The organism is Mesorhizobium temperatum (genome assembly GCF_002284575.1).
GTDB lineage: Bacteria > Pseudomonadota > Alphaproteobacteria > Rhizobiales > Rhizobiaceae > Mesorhizobium > Mesorhizobium temperatum.
On sequence record NZ_NPKJ01000022.1, the window covers coordinates 177,147 to 196,158 of the forward strand.

General features: G+C 60.2%; 14 protein-coding genes. 6 read left to right on the plus strand and 8 right to left on the minus strand.

What is annotated here, in order from left to right:
• Positions 1-417: 417 nt before the first annotated feature.
• Positions 418-1,863, minus strand: a complete 1,446-nt coding sequence (locus tag CIT26_RS06710; protein WP_095491834.1) for a lipopolysaccharide biosynthesis protein — start codon at positions 1,861-1,863, stop codon at positions 418-420.
• Positions 1,864-2,694: 831 nt separating this feature from the next.
• On the opposite strand from CIT26_RS06710, the gene CIT26_RS06715 reads away from it, so the two are divergent.
• Both CIT26_RS06715 and CIT26_RS06720 read left to right on the plus strand, forming a co-directional pair.
• Positions 2,695-3,519 carry a PIG-L deacetylase family protein gene (locus tag CIT26_RS06715; protein ID WP_095491835.1) on the plus strand — a complete coding sequence of 275 codons (825 nt, stop codon included), beginning with the start codon at positions 2,695-2,697 and terminating at the stop codon, positions 3,517-3,519.
• 1 nt (position 3,520) lies between these two features.
• Positions 3,521-5,803 (plus strand): FG-GAP repeat domain-containing protein, encoded by a 2,283-nt coding sequence (locus CIT26_RS06720; RefSeq protein WP_245319204.1) that lies wholly within the window; start codon positions 3,521-3,523, stop codon positions 5,801-5,803.
• 211 nt (positions 5,804-6,014) lie between these two features.
• Here CIT26_RS06720 and CIT26_RS06725 read toward each other — a convergent pair whose 3' ends face one another.
• Positions 6,015-7,355, minus strand: coding sequence for a nucleotide sugar dehydrogenase (locus CIT26_RS06725; RefSeq protein WP_095491836.1), 1,341 nt, complete (start codon positions 7,353-7,355; stop codon positions 6,015-6,017).
• 326 nt (positions 7,356-7,681) lie between these two features.
• Between CIT26_RS06725 and CIT26_RS06730 the strand changes: the two genes are divergently transcribed.
• From CIT26_RS06730 to CIT26_RS06740, 3 genes are all read left to right on the plus strand, one after another.
• Positions 7,682-8,644 (plus strand): NAD-dependent epimerase/dehydratase family protein, encoded by a 963-nt coding sequence (locus CIT26_RS06730; RefSeq protein ID WP_167391307.1) that lies wholly within the window; start codon positions 7,682-7,684, stop codon positions 8,642-8,644.
• Between the two features lie 23 nt (positions 8,645-8,667).
• On the plus strand, positions 8,668-9,957 hold the full coding sequence (locus CIT26_RS06735; protein ID WP_095491837.1) for a glycosyltransferase family 4 protein: 1,290 nt from the start codon (positions 8,668-8,670) through the stop codon (positions 9,955-9,957).
• Between the two features lie 213 nt (positions 9,958-10,170).
• Positions 10,171-10,800, plus strand: coding sequence for an FkbM family methyltransferase (locus CIT26_RS06740; RefSeq protein WP_245319206.1), 630 nt, complete (start codon positions 10,171-10,173; stop codon positions 10,798-10,800).
• Between the two features lie 152 nt (positions 10,801-10,952).
• On the opposite strand, the gene CIT26_RS06745 is transcribed toward CIT26_RS06740, so the two are convergent.
• The gene (locus tag CIT26_RS06745) at positions 10,953-12,008 is read right to left on the minus strand and encodes an acyltransferase family protein (protein ID WP_095491838.1); all 1,056 of its coding nucleotides are present in this window, start codon (positions 12,006-12,008) and stop codon (positions 10,953-10,955) included.
• A gap of 691 nt (positions 12,009-12,699) precedes the next feature.
• Here CIT26_RS06745 and CIT26_RS06755 point away from each other — a divergent pair.
• Positions 12,700-12,957 (plus strand): hypothetical protein, encoded by a 258-nt coding sequence (locus CIT26_RS06755; RefSeq protein WP_245319208.1) that lies wholly within the window; start codon positions 12,700-12,702, stop codon positions 12,955-12,957.
• Positions 12,958-13,346: 389 nt separating this feature from the next.
• Here the strand turns inward: CIT26_RS06755 and CIT26_RS06760 are convergent, their stop codons facing one another.
• The 5 genes from CIT26_RS06760 to CIT26_RS06780 all read right to left on the minus strand — a co-directional run bounded on the left by CIT26_RS06760 (position 13,347) and on the right by CIT26_RS06780 (position 18,809).
• Positions 13,347-14,081: an ABC transporter ATP-binding protein gene (locus CIT26_RS06760; RefSeq protein WP_425350324.1), complete on the minus strand. Its 735-nt coding sequence runs from the start codon at positions 14,079-14,081 to the stop codon at positions 13,347-13,349.
• The gene (locus tag CIT26_RS06765) at positions 14,074-15,849 is read right to left on the minus strand and encodes a branched-chain amino acid ABC transporter ATP-binding protein/permease (RefSeq protein WP_095491840.1); all 1,776 of its coding nucleotides are present in this window, start codon (positions 15,847-15,849) and stop codon (positions 14,074-14,076) included. Before CIT26_RS06765 ends, CIT26_RS06760 begins: the two co-directional genes overlap by 8 nt.
• A complete protein-coding gene (locus CIT26_RS06770; protein WP_095491841.1) occupies positions 15,842-16,675 on the minus strand; it encodes a branched-chain amino acid ABC transporter permease in 834 nt (277 codons plus the stop codon). The genes CIT26_RS06765 and CIT26_RS06770 overlap by 8 nt, the downstream gene beginning before the upstream one ends.
• Positions 16,676-16,742: 67 nt before the next feature.
• Positions 16,743-17,909: a substrate-binding protein gene (locus tag CIT26_RS06775; RefSeq protein WP_095491842.1), complete on the minus strand. Its 1,167-nt coding sequence runs from the start codon at positions 17,907-17,909 to the stop codon at positions 16,743-16,745.
• Positions 17,910-17,963: 54 nt separating this feature from the next.
• Positions 17,964-18,809, minus strand: a complete 846-nt coding sequence (locus CIT26_RS06780) for a nitrilase family protein (RefSeq protein WP_245319209.1) — start codon at positions 18,807-18,809, stop codon at positions 17,964-17,966.
• Positions 18,810-19,012: the final 203 nt, after the last annotated feature.

Below are 19,012 nucleotides of genomic sequence, written 5' to 3' on the forward strand. Positions count from 1 at the left end.
CCGCTGCGGACACACAGCATATTGACCTGCGGGAGTCGCCAGTCCGGATCAGAGCGACGAGTGTCTTTCACCCAGAAGATGGATCTGGAAGATTGTGCATCGTCATGCCGATCCGATAACGACGGCTCAGCCGGCCGATTCGGTATTCCGCCGATAGACGCGGTTGCGGTTTGGGAAAGCGGTTCGATCTCGCAAACCCTTGCTGCAGCAGCGCGGGCACGAGGTCTTCTCCCATTTCCCGTTGCCCTTTCCCGGCACACATCCCGCCAGATCACCAAGCCGCCCAGCGAAGTCGCAGGCATTGCGTGCTCTGGCCAAAGCAGGCCCAGGGTGCATCAAAAAGGATGGAGGGCAGTATCGGTACTTCGCGCGGATGCGCCTCGAAATCCCGCATCTACAGGCCGCGCCCGACACCAACTAGCCGCGAAGCCTGAGGAACAAGTCTCGCGCATTGAACAGGTCAGAGCGCACCAGCGCGAAGAGAGCCGTACCATAGACAGAGGCTCCAAGGACAATTGCGCCAATAAGGAGCGTCTCCTGGGCGGCGTGCTCAGGCGCGCTGCGTAGCCACGCGCTGACGGCGCCGAACATCAGGAGGGCGGCGAGAGCCAGTCGTGGGAAGATCTCAAGGGGTCTCAGCACGTCGATACGCGCGATGCGCTGAGCGTAGAAGAGGAAGATTGGTAGGAGGACCAGGCTGCAGGCTACGAGCGCCACCATTGTCATCTCAAGGCTGATCTGCGCAGTGACGGACAACAGCGTCGTTGCGACAACAGAGTAGGCTATGTTCAACTTCAGGATCAACCTGGAGTGACCCATTGCAAGGATCGTAAACGCGCAGAGGCTGTCAATCGTGCGTTGCAGGCCCAGCAGCATGAGAATCTGGACAGCGACGACCCCGCTGGCCCATTGCGGGCCGAAGATAAAGGGAACCGCGATCGGTGCGATCGCGGCAAATCCGATGAATGCAGGAAATCCCGCTATCCCGGCCATGCGGACGGTCGTGTTGAAGAAACGGTCGATCTTTTCGGGTTGATCTTGAATCCGTGCCACGGTGGGCATAGTGACAGCCATCAGCGGACTGAGGAATACCTGCACCAGAAGGTCGAGCGGACGACGGGCGAGAGCATAGACTCCGACCGCATAGGGGCCGAGGAACGTACCGAGTAGGACCTTTGGAATTTCCTCGTTCAAAAAACTCCAAAAAGTCTGGACGATAAGCGGGCCGCCAAATCCTAATAGGTCACGAACCTTTGCATAGGAGAAGGTCAGACCGGGCCGCCAAGAACTGCCAAGGAGAAGGACAGCGGTTTCCACAGCCGCTTTTGCAAGGTGCATCCAAATCATGCTCCATACGCCGAAACCGGCTATTGCCAAGACGATGCCGAGTGTGCCGCCGACGACGGTGCCGGCAAGTGTACGCAACGCGAACAAGCGGAACTCGAGTTGGCGCTTCAACACAGCCGCAGGTACCGACGAGAGGGCCTGAATTACGACGACCACGCTGCTCCAGCGGATGAGATCTTCGAGAATGGGCTGTCTGAACGCTGCAGCAATCAAACCGGCAGACATCCAGATGAGCCCGCTAATCACCGCGCCGGTCGCGGTGAGAAGCCAGAAAGCCGAGTCAAAGTGTAAGGGCTCAATTTTAGGATGCTGGATGAGTGCCTCCGGTATTCCGATCGTGACCGGAACAGCAAGAATGACGGGTACAACCATGGAGAGGGCGGCGAGGCCGAATGCTTCAGGTCCGAGATGCCTGGCCAATACGACAAAAACGGCAAACATGGCTGCTTGCCGACCCCATGTTTCGACTGCTGCCCAGGCGGCGCCGCTGACAATCTTCGCGCCGATCGATGTCATCGCACGTCTCTTTGCCCGTTGGCAGACAGGCCTGCGACTTTCGATCGCGCAGCCAAGGCTTTCCGTCTTCGTCTCACGGCTGCGCCGCTAGCGATCTGGCCTGGTCTACGTGAATAAAAAGGAGAGCCGTCGACCTCTCTCCAGCTATCGTTTGTCGAGCTGGAACCTCGCGAACGCAGAGCCGTCGCGGGACAGGGACGGCGTTTCGCGTGCTTGCTCGTCATTCTATTCCACCCCCCACAAGCACGCATGGCTGAGGATACCGTGGTTGGAGAGGAAGGGTGGCTGCATCCAGTTCTTATTGGTCATAGGCAGCTCCTCTGGAGATCCTCTTTGTAGCGCAATCAAATTAGGCGGTGTTACGGCTGATATCCTGATGTCATCGCGGCGGGCGCGTTGCTGGGATTGGAATTCATTCGAGTGCTTCGTGCCAAACCTTACGCCGGAGCGTGGGAACGTAAACGTCCCCAAACGGCGTATGTCTGTTTGGTGCAGCCTGATTACCGATTGACCATCCCGCGTTCCACACGCCCACCCGCGCGGGCGATCAAGAAACGGGCTTAGCAGCTGTCTCGGTCCGCTCGGCGGTGACCTTTCCAGGCTATATCCCTGCTCGACCATCTCTTTCAGCGCACATCGGACCGATCTCGACCATCGGCTTGGGCGGCTCTCTGTTTCCTCGGCCAGCCGTGGCCCAAATCCCCCGCGGGGATACCCACGTTCATAAAGCCTCCCCCACCAGCAAACACGGGTCTCGAACGCCCGTGAGTTCTGTTACCATGGGCCATCGGCGTTCAACGACGCGAGCGAACGGATGATGGAAGCGCACCGATGTGGACCTTTAGGCGGACCTTCAGCACCATGCTTGATAGTCAATTGCGACTGCGACTTAGGCCGTTTGAGATAGGCGACTGGTCAGCTTCGGCTGTCATTGTTGCGCCGCATCCGGATGACGAGACGCTGGGTTGCGGTGGCGTTGCGGCCAAAAAGATTGCCTCGGGCGCCCAGGTCCGTTTTGTTTTCGTCACCGATGGCGCCGCGTCTCATCGCCACCTTATGCATCCCGAAACCTTGCGGACGACACGCGAGGCTGAAGCCATAGAAGCAGTTCATCGTCTGGGCGCATCATCCGAAAGTGTTACATTCTTACGCCTTCCAGACGGGGCGGCCAATCATCACGTTCATGAGATAACAGATGCGGTCGTGTCGATGCTCAACTCATGGCGGCCGCAGAGCGTTTTCGTGAACCATGCAAAGGATCCGACTTCCGATCATGTCGCCGTCAATGCAGCAGTTCGCGCGGCGCTTCGTGCCTATGGTCGCCCTGTCACGGTATTCGAGTATCCAGTCTGGTATTGGTACCATTGGCCATGGACAAGTCTGTGGGGCGATTTGCCGAATATGTGGCGTGTTACTTTGCGGCAGACGATCAAGACGGCGGCAGGGCTGCGGGCACCGTCCACGCTCAATAGCCTCGCCTATGTTGGCGATGTTATCGGCGTAAAACGTGAAGCGCTGGCGGCGCATGCGTCGCAGATGCAGCGCCTGGAGAACCAAGATGAATGGCGGACGCTGTCGGACTTGTCGGGGGGCGATTTCGTCGGGCGATTGCTGGCCGACTACGAAATGTTCACACGCTACGAAATCAACATTTAGCATGTTTGGCCGCCTGATCGCGGTCCTGATGATCGGGTACACCCTCGCAAGTTGCGACGCCGCTCAGGGAAAGGGACCTCCCGAAGAAATTCTAGAGTCGGGTCTTGTTTTTGAACGCAAAGAGATTGCCCCCTATTCAGGAGACGTAAAGCTTGTTGGCGATATAGACGGCGACAGTCGACTAGATTTCGTTCTTGGCGGCTTCCCCCAGGATGCGATGTCTTGGTGGCGGTGGCCCGATCTGGTCCACACCGTAATCGCGAGGCCCCGCGTCGAGTTCACCACCGACGGCGTGCTTGCCGACATCGATGGGGACGGTGATCCCGACATCGTCACGGCCGATGGGCCCGATGCTGTCAATCTCGTCTGGTTCGAGAACCCGCGGCCGAATGATAACCCGACCCACGGTCCCAGCTGGAAGCGTCGGGAAATCGGTGCAGTCGGCAGCTGGGGCAAAGACATCAAGGCGGCCGATTTCGACGGGGACGGCCTCGTTGATATCGTCGTTCGGGCGCCTGGCGAAGTGATGATTTTCTTCCAAGAAAGCCCCAGCTCCTGGACCCGCGTGGGCTTGTTCTTCTTCAACTTTGGCGAAGAGGGAATGGCAATCGGTGATATTGACGGCGATGCTGATGTCGATCTCGTCCTGCACGGAGTATGGGCGTCGAATCCAGGCGCAGCGGCAGCACGCGATCCAGCACTATGGCGCAGCTACGAGCTTGGTCCGTTCAATCCTGCATTCAAGGCGCTCGTCACCGACCTTGACCAGGACGGCCGCGCCGACATTCTGACTTCAAGTTCCGAGCACACTGACGACGTCGCCTGGTTCCAGCCCCTCGCCGGACCGACGGGCCGCTGGATCCGCCATGTCATTCAGCCTTCTGTCGCGGGCGCCCATACGTTGCAGGCAGCCGACATGGACGGAGACGGGGACAACGATGTCGTGGTCGGGCAGATGCATACGACCGAGGAGCGCAAACTCGCGATCCATTACAATATCGACGGGCGAGGAACGCGCTGGGCCCGTCAGGTGATCGACGATGTGGGTCTCCACAACGGCGTCGTCGCCGATGTCGACAGGGACGGCGATTTTGACATCTATGGGGCGAACTGGGTGGGTAACCCGCCTGTCAGAGTGTGGATCAATCGGCTGGATCCGCCTGCATCGGTCCGCCTCGACCGCTGGACCTATCATCGCATCACGAACGGGCACGTCCGCTCCTTTGGGCTCGCTTTTTCCGCCATGGATGGTGATGGTCGCACAGACATCATCTCGGGTCCGTTCTGGTACCGTCAACCGTCCGAAGCCTGGAACACAGAATGGGAACGGACCCGGCTTGCTGAGGGTGTGGACGCGGTCGCAGCCCTGGATCTCGATGGCGATGGGCGCGGGGAGGTCATAGCACAGCGCGGCGGAGGCAGGGCGCTGCACCTGGTGTGGCTCCATGCCGAGGACATTGAAGCGCACCGCTTTCAAGAGCACGGGATCGGAGAGGTTCCCGCCGCCAGTCATGAGCTCGGCTCTCAGGGCCATGCGCTAGCCCAGGTCGTAAAAGGCGGGAAGCCGGAGCTGGCGGTCTCGAGTGGCGGTGGGGTTTTCTATTTTAAGATTCCTGACGATCCAACTGTCGAGCCATGGCCGCGCACCCGCATCTGCGCCGAAGCGTCTGATGAAGGGATCGCATTCGCCGATATCGATGGCGACGGTCTACTTGACCTTGTCGCCACGACCGGCGATGCAAAGACGGCCGCATGGTGGCGCAATCCAGGTGACGGCTCGCCAGACTGGGAGCTTCGGCATGTTGGAAAAGTTCCTGAAATGGTCTATCCCGACCGCGTGGCGGCCGCCGATCTTGATGGCGATGGACGTGCGGACATCGTCGTGACCGAGGAAAATGGCAAAGCCGACAGCGCTAAGGCGTATTGGTGGCACAACCCCGGCGACAGCTCCTCCGACTGGGAGCAACACGAAATCACCTCGCGTGGTTCCCTTAATAGCCTTTCAGTGTCCGATATGACTGGGGACGGCAGGCCGGATCTTATCATGGGCGAGCATCGCGGCGCACTTCGCCTCTCGAGCTGGCATAATCTGGGTGGGGGACGGTTCATCGAGCAGCTGGTCGGCGAAGGGATGGAAAGCCATCTGGGAGCAAGGACGGTCGACCTCGACGGTGACGGGGATCTCGACATCGTCTCAATCGCATGGGACGCATTCGAAGCGATCCATGTCTGGCGGAATGACGCGGCCGGCGAGGATGCTGATGGCGACCAAAAGGTCCGCTGACGGGGAGGGGGTGAGCATCGGCCGGCGCGCCGCATGAACCGTAGCGACCTCGTCCGGCACCACCTGTTTACACGGCAGCGCGGGCCGCTCATGCCTCGACGCTCAAGTCCGGGAAAATGCGATGCGCTGAATGAATTCAACCGCTCGACGTGTTAAACCATTCGACTTTGTTTATAGCAGGTTGACCAAGCCAGTGCGCAAGCTGGGCCGCTCATGCCTTTATGACGTTGTCGGTGCGTGACTGATTACGCGCACAAGCATTTCTGGTATCGATCACCAGCTTTGCGTGCTTGGTGATGTTCTGCCAATCAATCGCATCATGGTCTGTCGAGATGACGACGGCATCATACGATGCCAAACTGCTAGCGCAGATATCCACAGATGGGCGACCTGCCAGGGTGGCGTATTCTCTTGTTCCGGGTATCTCCGGTACGTAGGGGTCGTGGTAATCAACGGCTGCCCCGCGTCGCTCCATGATGTCGATCAGCTTCAGCGATGGGCTTTCTCGTGTGTCACCCACGTTTTTCTTGTAGGACATCCCGATCACCAAGATCCGCGAACCGCTCAGGCCGCGGCTGGCTCGCCGGTCCAAGGCCTCCACAAGGCGGTCAACCACATAATGCGGCATGTTCGTGTTGATTTCACCGGCAAGTTCGATGAAGCGCGTTGTTACTTCGTACTCTCTTGCCTTCCAGGTCAGGTAGAATGGGTCGATCGGGATGCAGTGCCCGCCGAGGCCGGGGCCTGGATAAAATGCCATATATCCGAACGGCTTGGTCTTGGCGGCTTCGATCACCTCCCAGACGTCGATGCCCATCCTGTCAAAAATCACCTTTAGCTCATTGACCAACGCAATGTTCACAGAGCGAAATATGTTCTCGGTCAGCTTCACAGCCTCCGCCGTTGCGGTGGAGGCCACGGGAACGGTTTGCACGATGATCTGGTCGTACAGTTCCTTGGCAACCTGTAGGGACGATGGGTCGTCGGCGCCTATCACCTTTGCAACTTTGGCGGTGGTGTGTACGTCGTTGCCTGGGTCCACCCGTTCGGGCGAATAGGCGAGAAAAAAGTCCTTTCCTAGAGAAAGATTCGTCGCCTCGAGCAGCGGCTGCACGACCTCTCGCGTCGTTCCTGGCCAGGTCGTCGACTCCAGAACGACAAGTTGACCAGGGCGCAGCCGCTCCGCGATCGCACGTGCGCTGTTTTCGACGAACGACAGGTTCGGCTCCCGGTTTTTGGTAAGCGGCGTTGGCACCGCTATCAAGATCGCGTCGGGTTCGCTTAGGTCGGCGAAATCGCCGGTGGCGCGAAACCGCTTGCTGTCGACAGCCACTTTGATGGCAGCACCAGGCAAATGATCTATGCCGGTTTCTCCGCGGTTAAGAAGTGCAACCCGAGACGCGTCGATGTCGAAACCGATGACTTTGAACCCCGCGTCCAGCGAGATCATGGCGAGCGGCAAACCAACGTAGCCGAGGCCCATGATGCCAATGGTGTAGTCCCGCGTTCGGATGCGGTTAACCAGTTCCTGAAGGTCTGGAGCAGTCTGCATGAGATGCTGGCAACTTTCGCTTCAATGTCGACAATAAAGGATCGCCTCAATTACCGCGGGGAAGCAGTTCACAGCAATCAGCAAAATGTATGCGCTTAGCCAACCCCCAGAGCTGAAAATAGCATGGATGCACCATTGGGAGAACAGCCGAAATGCTTACCCCAAGCCTCGTTGTCAAATAAACCTTGCGCTGCCACATTTAACTTTCAAGCGACGTCCTAAAGGATCTGGGAGCCACCTTCGCTCGCGAGATCGAGGATGCCGCGTTTGGCGAAGGGACGCACATTGCGTCAGTCGATTAAACCTGTTCGGTTGAGGTGGGGATTATGACGCAATCGATCCTGGTAACTGGTGGAGCGGGCAATATCGGCAGTGCCCTCACTCGCGCGTTGGTCAAGCTACCTCAGACCCAGGTGGTCGTCGCTGACAACCTGTCGACCGGAAGTCGAGACAAGGTACAAATAGACGCGGGCAATCTGACCGTAGTAAAGGCGGATGCGAACGATTTCGACGACATCTCATCGTTGTTCTACCGCTTCCATTTCACCCACGTCTTCCACTTCGCGGCCGTGGTCGGTGTGCAGCGGACTTTGGCAAATCCGTTGCTCGTGCTGCGCGACATCACCGGGATCGAGAACGTGCTGAGGCTATGCAAGAACACCGGCGCCGAGCGTGTCTACTTCGCTTCGTCATCGGAGGTCTATGGCGAGCCTTTCGAGATTCCTCAAAACGAGAGCACCACGCCGCTTAACTCTCGTCTGCCGTATGCAGTGGTGAAGAATCTCGGAGAGGTCTATCTGCGCACTTTTCAGCGTGAGTTTGGACTGCCATTTACCATTTTTCGCTTCTTCAACACCTACGGACCACGTCAGAGCGAGGATTTCGTTCTGCCGCGATTTGTGCGTGCCGCCCAGCGCGGCGAGCCCCTGACGATTTACGGGGACGGTTCGCAGACCCGCACCTTCTGCTATGTCGACGATACGGTTGACGCTTGCATCGCGGTTCATCGAACGCGCGCGCACGAGAACGAAGTGATCAACGTGGGCAGCGACGTCGAAATGAGCATTCGACAGCTGGCCGAGTTTGTCATCGAAGTGCTGGGCTCGTCATCGAAATTGGAATTCCGACCGCCCCTTGCGGAGGGCGACATGACGCGCCGCTGTCCTGACACGAACAAGATGAAGGCTATATTGGACCGTCCCCTGGTGCCGCTCGAAGAGGGCATTCGCCGCCTCGCCGACCACCTCTCCCGACCGGAAGACCGCCCTGCACTTAGAAGAGTCGCCTAAACGAGCTGACGGTGGGGAGTGACATGAAGCTCGTATACGTCGGTCAGCCGTACGATAGACTTTTTCCGCCTGTTCAAAACTCAATCGGTCTGATCGTCTACAATACGGCGCTGCGGCTTGGCGAAGGCCTGCAGATTACGCTCTATGGCAAGCATTACCGAGACGACACGGTGCCCGCGGACCTGCCGTTCGCGGTGCGGCGGGCTCCGGCGCGGCGTGACCGCGCGCTGCAGCGGATCATCCACCAGTTTCCGCGTCTGGCGCGCTGGCTGCGGCTGGATCGGAAGGCCGATGACCACTCGCAATATCGTAACAAGATTCGTCGCTACCTCGCCGTAGATCAACCAGATATCGTCCATTTGATGAATTACTGGGCATGGTGCCGGGAACTGAAGGCAGCCAGCTCATCTCATCGGCTCGTGCTTGAGATGCAGTGTGAGTGGCTGTCACAGCGTGACCGCGATCAGGTGGCCCGTCAGCTCAAGGTGGTGGATGCGGTGGTCGCCGTCAGCGACCACATAGCAAGGACCTTTCGTTCTGCATTCCCGGACTATCCTGGCGTCGTTGCCACTGTCGGTAACGGCGTGGACGTTTCTTACTTTCGGCCGAGCGAGCAGCGGGCTTCCGCATCCACCAGAACCCGACGTGTCATCCTGTTCGTTGGGCGGGTGTCGCCAGAGAAGGGGCTTCACACACTGATCGAGGCCTTCAGTGAGGTTGCGGCCAGGTTCGCGGACGTGGAACTTCGGATCGCCGGGCCGCATTCTCCGCTTCCGGTGGACTTCGTGACCAGCCTCTCGTCGGATCCGCCGGTTACCGCGTTGAGCCGTTTCTACGATTGCTGGGGCAATTGCAAATATCGGGAACACTTAGAGGAACTCATCGAGCGCCACGGGTTACGTGATCGAGTTCACTTCGTGGGCAACGTGCCCCACAAGGACCTCGTAGCGACGTACCATGAAGCCGACATTGTGGTGAATCCGTCACTCAGCGAGAGCTTCGGAATATCGGTCGTGGAGGGCATGGCCTGCGGGATACCGGTGGTGGGAACGCGCGTGGGCGGGATGTGTGAATCCATTCTAGCTGGCAGCACCGGGATGCTGGTCGAAGTCGATGCTCCTGGCGAACTCGCCCAGGCATTGATCACGATGCTGGAGGATACGGTCCGGGCAAGCGAAATGGGAAGCGAAGGGCGTAAGCGTGCCGTCGAGCTGTATTCGTGGGAGGCGCGCGCAGAACGGCTCAAGTCCGTCTATCAGAAACTGCGCCCAGGCACACGGGTCCATGTTTCCACAAAAATCATGAGCCATTGAGCCTTAGCGGTGGGCAGCGATCGCCAAGTGCCTCGCAGCTTGTAGGCCGATGTGATGCGCATACGGCGACCCTCAGTGTAGCGCTCAACCCGGTGAGAGTATCGGTCTACGGCCAACCCATGTCGGATTGGAATGGGCCCGTCAGGCCCGCCGTTCTCTCCCCTGATGGCCGTCAGGTGCACCCAGCCCAAAGGGCGGAGTGAAGGAGGCCGAGTGAACCTGGCTGTAACGCTCCGCAACCTGTTCTCCAAATCGCAACGCATTGCTGGTGGCGAGGCGGGTGGCCTCAGGATCGTAACGCGAGGCGGCGACCCAGATTTTGCGCGGGGCGCCTACGAGCCGCCGATTCAGCAGCTACTTACGTATGTCTACGACATCGATTGCGGCGCCCGCGTGGGGGCGGCAGGGCGCGTCTACGCATTTGAACCGGTGCCGCAAAGCGCTGCCGCGATTGAGCAGAGCGCTCGGCCCAACAGGTTCGACACCATCTGCGTGTTCGCCGAAGCGGCCGGTCCGGTAAGCGGTCACGACGAACTTCTTCTAGCACGGCACATCGGAGGCGCCGCGCTGTCGACAGCCGCCGCGCCGCCGGACATGACCGGCCGCATCAGCGTGGTCGTGAACACCATCGACGATGCGATCAGGATCCGCGGACTCAGAGGGCCATCGTTCGTCAAGATCGAGGTAGAGGGCGCGGAAATGGATGTGCTTCAAGGCATGAGTGAGACGCTAAGTGCGCACCGTCCACAGGTGATCTATGAACTCGACGACGCCAGGCGCGAGGGGCTTCAGCGGAAGGCCCGGGCGATCGCGTCGTTTATGGTATCGATGGACTATGGGTAACCATTCTGCCCGCCTCCTACGCCAATGGGAACTGGCACGTCGAGCATGTGCTGGCGGTCCGGCGAGCGAAACCGCGTCTATCCGACGGGCGGAGCCGTCGCCTCCGACCGAGGTCGTCTTCAAACATGGGCACCGGCCCAACGACAGCCGAACTATGCAGTGCGGAGGATCGCCAGCCGCATATGGATCGCGCGTTTCTCAACAAGATGCCAGCTGAGAAAGCCCGCGCAGACTGCTATAGGCAAGGTCAAGATCGTTAGCTGCGTAGGCGTGATTGCCGGAACACACATGATCAGTAGCTTCTGAATCGGCCATGCGTAGAGATACACGCCGTACGATATATCATTCCTTCGGTTAATCGAATTTAAGACGCTGTTCTCGTTTAGAAACGCCAAATACAGGAGCAGATAACCTCCAAACACGCCCACTGCGAGGGGCGCTAGCCGTTCCGAGCACATCCCGCCTATGAGAAGGATACAGCACAAAAGCGCTACCCGATTGCTCCTCCTCACATTCTCCTTGAGCAGCTGAAACAACGCCCCAATGGAAAATATCATCGTAAAACGTACGGCATCGTCCACGTTACCGATGGGCTCAAAGTTTCCAAGATCGTAGCGAAAGTAGACACCTTGCGAAATGGAACTAACGAGGATTATGGCCAGTGACACTGACATGATCGAAAAGACAAGCGTGGCGCGACCGAGACAGAATACCACAATTGCCACAAGCACATAACAACGAAATTCGTATGCTATAGTCCATAGTGATCCATTAACATCTGGTGCATGGGACCCGGCAAACGCCGATCCTACCTGCGCCGGATTCAGCAAGAGCGCCATTTTGGAAAGCTTAGCCGCCCACTGGCTCGGAGATAGTTCATCAAAGTAACCACCTCCCAGCCAAAATACCAGACTAATGCTGATCAAGTATGCCACAACAAATCCCGGAACTATACGAAGTACACGTCTGGACATGAAGGCGTAGATGCTGCTTCGCATCGCGCTGTCGAGCACGAGGAAGCCACTAATGAAGAAGAAGCCGTAAACAGCTACCTGGCCGGAGGTCAACGTACCGAAGATGTTCTTCAGCACCTCACGATTCGAGTTCCCATCTATAAGTTCCGGCGAGTGGGATATAATAACAAGCGACGCAAAGAATAGCCGGAAGAAGCTTAGAGCGTTGGGCCTTCGTAAGTCGAAATCACTCATTTGATAGCCTTCGAGAAGTGATCTCTTGCGCCGGGCATTGCGATCTCAGCAAGGGGACCCGTTTTTGAGCAGAGCGCGTCAAAGCGAGCTTAGAGGCCGCCGATCGGCATTGTAAGTTCGTCCTTTGAGAGCCGAACTCATCCTTTCGAAGGTACGTGCCTCACGACCTAGATCAGGCGATTACTGCAATCCTCAATAGGGCAGACCATGGGGACACCGTCTCAATCAAAGCGGCATTGAACCAAATTCGGCAGGCTGCGCCTGATTTGGTCGCATCCAACGACGAGGTAACCGAGGCTATCGCCGAGGCGGCTACTGCCCTGGGCCTGTTCGTGGCTTTTGATGAGCGCGATTTAATATCCGTTTAATCTAGCGTAGTTATCTGATGCCGCTCGGAACCTTCTAGCAAACATTTCGGACCTTTTTACGGAACCCTTCATTAATCGATGAGTTGCGTACAAAACTAAAGGTAACCGTTAATAGCTCAGGCGCAATTCTATAGTTAGGGGGTCAAAATCTGACGCTTGGTACCGGAGCCGTAGGACCGCTCAGGGTGGTTAGCAGCCCTTGGCCCAACTCTTGGGAAATGGCGGATTGCGTCAGGGTCTAGTGGATCGTCCCGGCGTCCGCCGCGGTTCATCGACGGTTCAGGGTCGATGGCCTAATGTGATAGCTAGCGAAGGAGAGAGCCATGCGTATCGAATTTGTCCTGTTTGCTGTTGCGGCCTTGGCGACCAGCTCGGCCCAGGCGGGGAGCCAATCGTCGAATACGAGTTCGAACAGCTCATCCAACAACGGCGTGGTGCGCGAGCGGATTGTCGAAACCTATTGCGAAGACGGCTATTGCGAGCGCTACGTTAAGCGTCGGGTCTTTGTCGAGGATTGGAACAGTGATCACGACCGCGAGTGGGACCGTGGCCGCTATGAGGATGACGATGACGATGATTAAGTCATTGCTCAACCCAGCCGGAGACACAACCGACCTAGGTACGAAGCGTCAGATTTTGACCGCTAGCCCAGCGTTTAGGCCGGAGCAGTAGCTGTTGTGATCGATCATCCGGGAACATTTCCGTCAGCCTTCAATTAGAGCAGAGAGGCTGGCCTGGAGCAGATCAATGGGCATTTTTTCCGACCTCGACAAAAAGCTGACGAAGAATCTCTACGCACACGGCAACGACCTCATCGATCCTGCTGCGCGGGCGTCGTCGTGAGCTGACCCTAGTCGGACGTTCGGATCTCCAGACTGAAAGGCCGGAATGCGCCCCGAACCGGACTATCGTCCTGGTTGCCGGTTCGGACATTCCCGTTGCCGCGACCTCGCTTCCGGATGCACGTGTCTTAGATCTTCAGGTGCTGAAGGACTCGGGCCGCTGTGCCCGCCGTCACATCTCCGGCATCGTCGATCCGGCCGAGCTTCAGCACCGCCCAGCTGTCCGCGATGCCGAGGGCGAAGGGCAGGTTCTGCTCAACGATCAGGATTGTCGTGCCGTTCGTCCTGCGCTCCTCCCTGAGTGCCGCGGCGATGCGTTCGACGACTGAGGGCTGCAGCCCCTCGGAAATCTCGTCGATCAGCAACAGCTTCGGCCGCAGCATCAGCGCGCGGCCGAGAATGAGCATCTTCTGCTCGCCGCCGGACAGCGTTCCGGCCCGTTGCGACAGGCGCTCCCTGAGGAACGGAAAATGCCCGTAAACCCGTTCCACGGCTTGCGCAAAACCGCGATCCGAGCGCAAGGCGAGGCGCAGATTGTCGCGCACGCTGAGATCTTGGAACAGGGCCTGCTCCTGCGGCGCGTAGCCGACCCCGGACGCGATCAGCGAGGCCTGCGAGACACCTGACATGGACGCGCCATCGAGGCGGATGTCGCCCGAGCGCAGCGCCACGAAGCCGAGGATGGTTTTCAGCACGGTGGTCTTGCCCATGCCGTTCTTACCCATCAGCGCGAAGATCTGTCCGGGCGCGATGGCCAGCGACAGCGCCTCGATGATGGCAACCGGCCCGTAGCCGCTCGATACATTCGACAGCGACAGTTTCGGCGCCATGATTTTGGTCTCCGCCTGTCTTGCCTCAAGCATGGGCGCCTCCCGAATAGATCGTCCTCACCACTTCAGAATTGACGACCTGATCGACGCTGCCGTCGAGGACGAGCTTGCCCTGGTGAAGAACGACGATCCTGGTCGAGATGTCGCGGACGAAATCGAGATCGTGCTCGACCAGGATGGCGGCGAAGCCGAGCTCGCCGGTCAGCTTCTGCAGCGTCGCGCCGATGGTGGTGCGTTCGACCTTGGTCAGCCCGGCCGTCGGCTCGTCGAGCAGGATGAGCTTTGGCTCGAGCGCAACGACCATGGCGAGCTCGAGGCTCTGCTTCTGCCCATGCGACAGCAGTGACACCGGCCGGCCGAGCAGCATGCGGTCGAGCCCGGTGGAGCGCAGAATGTCGGTCGCAGCCGCCGGCAGTCCAAGCGTGGCGGAGCGGCGCAGCAGGCTCGGCGCGTTGCGCGAGGCGCGTGCCATGCGCAGGCAGTCGGCGACGGTCAGGCTGTCGAAGACGCTCGCCACCTGGAACTTGCGTCCGACCCCGAGGGCGACGATTTCATCCGGCGTCATGCCGCTGATGTCTTGGCCGGCGATGGTGACGGTTCCGGTCGTGGCTTCGGTGCCGTCGCTCAGGCAGCGCAGCAGCGTCGTCTTGCCTGCGCCATTCGGACCGACGAGGCTGACCAGCTCACCGGGGTGAACGTCGAGGTCGATCCCTTGCAGCACCTGCAGGCTGCCGAAGGATTTGCCGAGGCCGCTGACGGCGAGCACGCGGTTGCCGGCCTCCGATCCGTTGCCGGCCGGTTCGGCGGCGAGGGTAGGGCTGCCCGATGGGCTGGCCTGCTCTTCATTGCGGCGCGGCAGGACCATCCTGGCCAGTTGCGCCAGCCCGTTCGGCAACAGGATGATCATCACGACGAACAGCGCGCCGACCACCAGGTTCCACAGGAAGGGCAGGTCGCCGGAAAGCTGGGCGCTGAGGTAATCGATGCCGATCGCGCCGATCACCGGCCCGATGATCGTGCCGCGGCCGCCCAGCGCCGTCCAGATGACGATCTCGGTGCCGAAGACGAAGCCGGTGTTCTCAGGTGCCACCACGCCCGACGCGTTGGCATAGAGGAAGCCGGCAATGCCGGCGACGCCGGCGAGGATCGTTGTCAGCACGATCTTCAACCGCTGCGGATTGAGGCCAAGATAGGCGCAGCGCGCTTCATTGTCGCGAATGGCGACGAGCAGCTTGCCTGCATCCGAGCGGGTGAAGACCAGGGCGACAACGGTGGTGACGATGAGGCAGATGCCGGTCAGCCGGAAATAGCCCGGCAGACCGAGCGGCAGGCCGGAATAGCCGACCAGCCCGCTGCTCGATCCGGTCCACACGCCACCCGAAAACACCAGCTGCGTGACAACGATCGGCACGACGAGCGAAATCACCGTCGCATAGAGCGGAGTCGAGCCGTGGCCGAATGACAACCAGCCGACGAAGGCACCGAGCAACACCGGCACGATGATCGCCAGTGCAAGCGCCAGGACCATCAGCGCCGGGGAGGCGCCGAGATGGCTGAGCACCATGGCGCTGGCATAGGCGCCGGTGCCGAAGAACGCAGCCTGCCCGAAGGTCAGGATGCCGGTGTAGCCCCACAGGATGTCAACGGTCACCGCCAACATGGCGTAGATCATCGAGCGGGTCAGCACGTTCAGCGTAAAGCGGTCGAACAGCGCCGGCCCGATGATGACGACGACCGCTGCCGCAAGCGCCAGTGCGGCAAGCAGCCAGACCCTCGCGGGGGTGGAACGGTTCTCATGCACGGGCAAATCCCTTCGGGCTGATGCGCAGCACCAGGGCGCATAGGACCGCCACCGTGATGCCGCCGAAAATGGGGCTGACGAAGGTGCTGACCAGAACCTGGGCGCCGCCGAACACGAGGCACGCGATGGCCAACGTCGAGAAGGACGAGCCGGCCACCATGACCAGCATGAACGAGCCGATCAGCCAGGCGACGCCCATGTTGGGATCGACGCTGGTCAGTGGCGTCAACAGCACGCCGGCCAGCGCCGCCAGTCCGGTGCCGACCATGAAGGTAGCCAGCCGTACGCGCGCGGTATCGATGCCGAGCGCGCGCGCCAGCATCTCGTTCATGATCACTGCCTGCGCCGACAGGCCGAGCCGCGTTCCTTCGAGAAGAAAGGTGAAGGCGAGCCCGATCACCAGCGCGGCGGCGACGGCAAACAGCCGGTAGAGCGAATACCCGACGCCAAAGACATCGACGGTGCCCGACAGGAGGTTGGGGGTGAACTGCACGTCGCGCCCGAACCACAGCGTGATCAACTGGCCGATGACAATGCCCAGGCCCCAGGTCGCCAGGATGGCGTCGAGCGGTCGGCGATAGAGCGGTCGCACGATGACCAACTCGGTGATCCCGCCGAGGATCGCTCCCACGGCAAAAGCGATCGGCAGCGCCAGCCATGGGTTGAGCCCAAGGCCGGCCGTTGCCACCGCGCAATAGGCGCCGATCGTCAGCCAGGCGCCGTGCGCGAAATTGATGATCTTCAGCACGCCGAAAATCGCCAGCAGGCCGGCGGCGACGATGAACAGGATCGCCGCTGTCGTCACCACGTCCAGGAGAAGCGTCATGGCAAGTCCCCGATCATGTGGAACGGGGCGGCGGACGACCGCCACCCCGTAGCGATTGCAGGCGCGACTACAAGTTCGGGCACTGTTCGCCGGGGTCGACGCCCTTGAAGGTGTCGACCACCGTGACCGAGCCGTCCGCATTCACCTGGCCGAGATACATGGTCAGCGGAGCATGGTGCTGCCTGCTCATCGAGACCGTGCCGCGCGGGCCGACAAAGGATACCTCGGCGAGGGCTGCGAGCACAGCGGCGGTGTCGGTCGACCCGGCTTTCTCGACTGCGGCCTTGTAGAGATAGATGCCTTCATATTCCGGCACCGAAAGGTCGTTCGGCGTGCGAAGTTCGGCGCCGAACTTCTTCTGCATGGCGACAAGGAAGCTCCTGTTGGCGTCGCTGTCGATGCTGGTGACATAGGAAGCGGAAATGAAGATTCCGGCCGCATCTGCGCCCATGCTCTTGGCGGTTCCTTCATCGACGGCCAGATTGCCGTAGGGGATGGTGACACCGGCCCCGCGCAACTGCTTGGTCAAGGTGACATTGGGCGCGCCGCCCGCCGTCGAGGTGATCACGGCATCGGCGCCGGAGCTCTTCAGGTTGGAGATAATCGCCGTCCAGTCGCTGCCTTCCATCGGCAGGTATTCCTCGCCGACGATGCTGGCGCCCGACTTCTCGATGTAAGCCTTGGCGAACTCCAGCATGCCGCGGCCGAAAGCATAGTCCGAGCCGATCAGGAAGAACTTCTTGGCGCCTTGCGACTTGATGAAATTGTCGACGATCGGCGGGACCTGCTGCTCGGGCACCCAGGCGTTGACGAACAAGTTGGCGTTGCAGGATTTGCCCTCGTAGAACGAGGTGTAGATGTAGGGGATGTCGCCCTTGGAGATGATCGGCAGGCCGGCATTGCGCGCCGCGCTCGTCTCCATGGTGATGACCGCGTTGACCTCCTTCTGGAAGACCAGCGCATCGAAGGCCTTCTGCGCGCCGGCAGCACCGGAGGCGTCGTCGGCGATTTCCAGTGCGAGCTGCCGCCCCAGCACGCCGCCGGCGGCGTTGATTTCGGCGACCGCCAGTTCGGCCGACTGCACGACCGAGGGCGCGACGACGCTGTTGGCGCCGGAGAGACCGACCGGGATGCCGATCTTGATCGGCCCGTCCTCGGCGAAGGCGGTGGTCGCCAGGGCGACGCCGGCCAAGGCGGCGCTAACGAATGCAAGGATCACTGTTCTGTTTCTCATGGTATTCCCCTTTCTCAGTGTTGATCGTACCGGGTAGTGCCGGCTTCTTCTTGGTTATCCGTAGACGTCGGTGCGGCGGTCACCGATAGCGTCGTTGCGCTCGCTCAGCGCCCGGCTCTTGGCGATGTCGCCGAGGCTGATCGTGGCGATGAGGATTTCCTCGTCTTGCTCGCTGGCCGGGCCGGCGATCGGCCAGCCGGTCGGCCCGACGATCAGGCTCCGGCCGACAAAGGCCTGGCCGCGCTCGGTGCCGACGCGGTCGGCGCAGGCGATGTAGATGCCGTTGCTGTGGGCGGCCGCCTTGTGCAGGATGTTGGCCATCGGCTCGAGGTGATGGCCCTGGCCGGGCATCGGGACCCAGTTGGTCGGCACACAGACCAACTCGGCACCCTTCAGCGCCAGCTGCCGGTAAGTCTCGGGGAACCAGCCATCGTAGCAGATCGCCACGCCGATCCTGCCGATCGCTGTATCGAACACCGGCAGGCCGAGATTGCCCGGCTGGAAATAGAGCTTCTCTCGGTTCCACAGATGCAGCTTGCGGAAAGTGCCGATAGGGCCGGACGGCCCGCACAGCATGGCTGCGTTGAAGAACCGGTCGCCATCGCGCTCGGCAAGGCCGCTGACGATGTGCATGCCGAGTTCGTGTGCCAGCGAGCACAGCAGCAAGGCACTGCGTCCGGCAGGGATGGGGGCGGCGATTGCGGCCAACTCTTCCCGGCTGTCGAAGACATAGCCGCTGTCGGCGAGTTCCGGCAGCACCACCACCGTTGCGCCGAGCCCGGCGGCCTGGCGGATCAGCCGCTCCATCGACTTGAGATTGTCGTCCAACCGGCCGATGGCCGGTTGGAATTGGATGCAGGCCAGACGGAGGTCCGCAGATGCTTTCTCAGGTATTGCCAAGACCAGTCTCCAAACGCAAAAAACCCCTGGCGCGGACGTCATCCGCGAGCCAAGGGCTACATAGCCATCAATGTGAAACGGCACTCCTGCCGATGAGCAAACCTGCTCGTGCTTTAAGAAGTTGCACAGCCGGGAGGCCGCGTCAAGGGCCAAAGAGTCCGGCAGTCTGCGGAACAAGAAATGGCTGTTAGAGTTATAAAAAC

Bases quoted from the DNA above. Each gene is read 5' to 3' on its own strand.
- CIT26_RS06710 (WP_095491834.1), bottom strand. From the start codon at position 1,863: ATGACATCGATCGGCGCGAAGATTGTCAGCGGCGCCGCCTGGGCAGCA.
- CIT26_RS06715 (WP_095491835.1), top strand. From the start codon at position 2,695: ATGTGGACCTTTAGGCGGACCTTCAGCACCATGCTTGATAGTCAATTG.
- CIT26_RS06720 (WP_245319204.1), top strand. From the start codon at position 3,521: ATGTTTGGCCGCCTGATCGCGGTCCTGATGATCGGGTACACCCTCGCA.
- CIT26_RS06725 (WP_095491836.1), bottom strand. From the start codon at position 7,355: ATGCAGACTGCTCCAGACCTTCAGGAACTGGTTAACCGCATCCGAACG.
- CIT26_RS06730 (WP_167391307.1), top strand. From the start codon at position 7,682: ATGACGCAATCGATCCTGGTAACTGGTGGAGCGGGCAATATCGGCAGT.
- CIT26_RS06735 (WP_095491837.1), top strand. From the start codon at position 8,668: ATGAAGCTCGTATACGTCGGTCAGCCGTACGATAGACTTTTTCCGCCT.
- CIT26_RS06745 (WP_095491838.1), bottom strand. From the start codon at position 12,008: ATGAGTGATTTCGACTTACGAAGGCCCAACGCTCTAAGCTTCTTCCGG.
- CIT26_RS06755 (WP_245319208.1), top strand. From the start codon at position 12,700: ATGCGTATCGAATTTGTCCTGTTTGCTGTTGCGGCCTTGGCGACCAGC.
- CIT26_RS06760 (WP_425350324.1), bottom strand. From the start codon at position 14,081: ATGCTTGAGGCAAGACAGGCGGAGACCAAAATCATGGCGCCGAAACTG.
- CIT26_RS06770 (WP_095491841.1), bottom strand. From the start codon at position 16,675: ATGACGCTTCTCCTGGACGTGGTGACGACAGCGGCGATCCTGTTCATC.
- CIT26_RS06775 (WP_095491842.1), bottom strand. From the start codon at position 17,909: ATGAGAAACAGAACAGTGATCCTTGCATTCGTTAGCGCCGCCTTGGCC.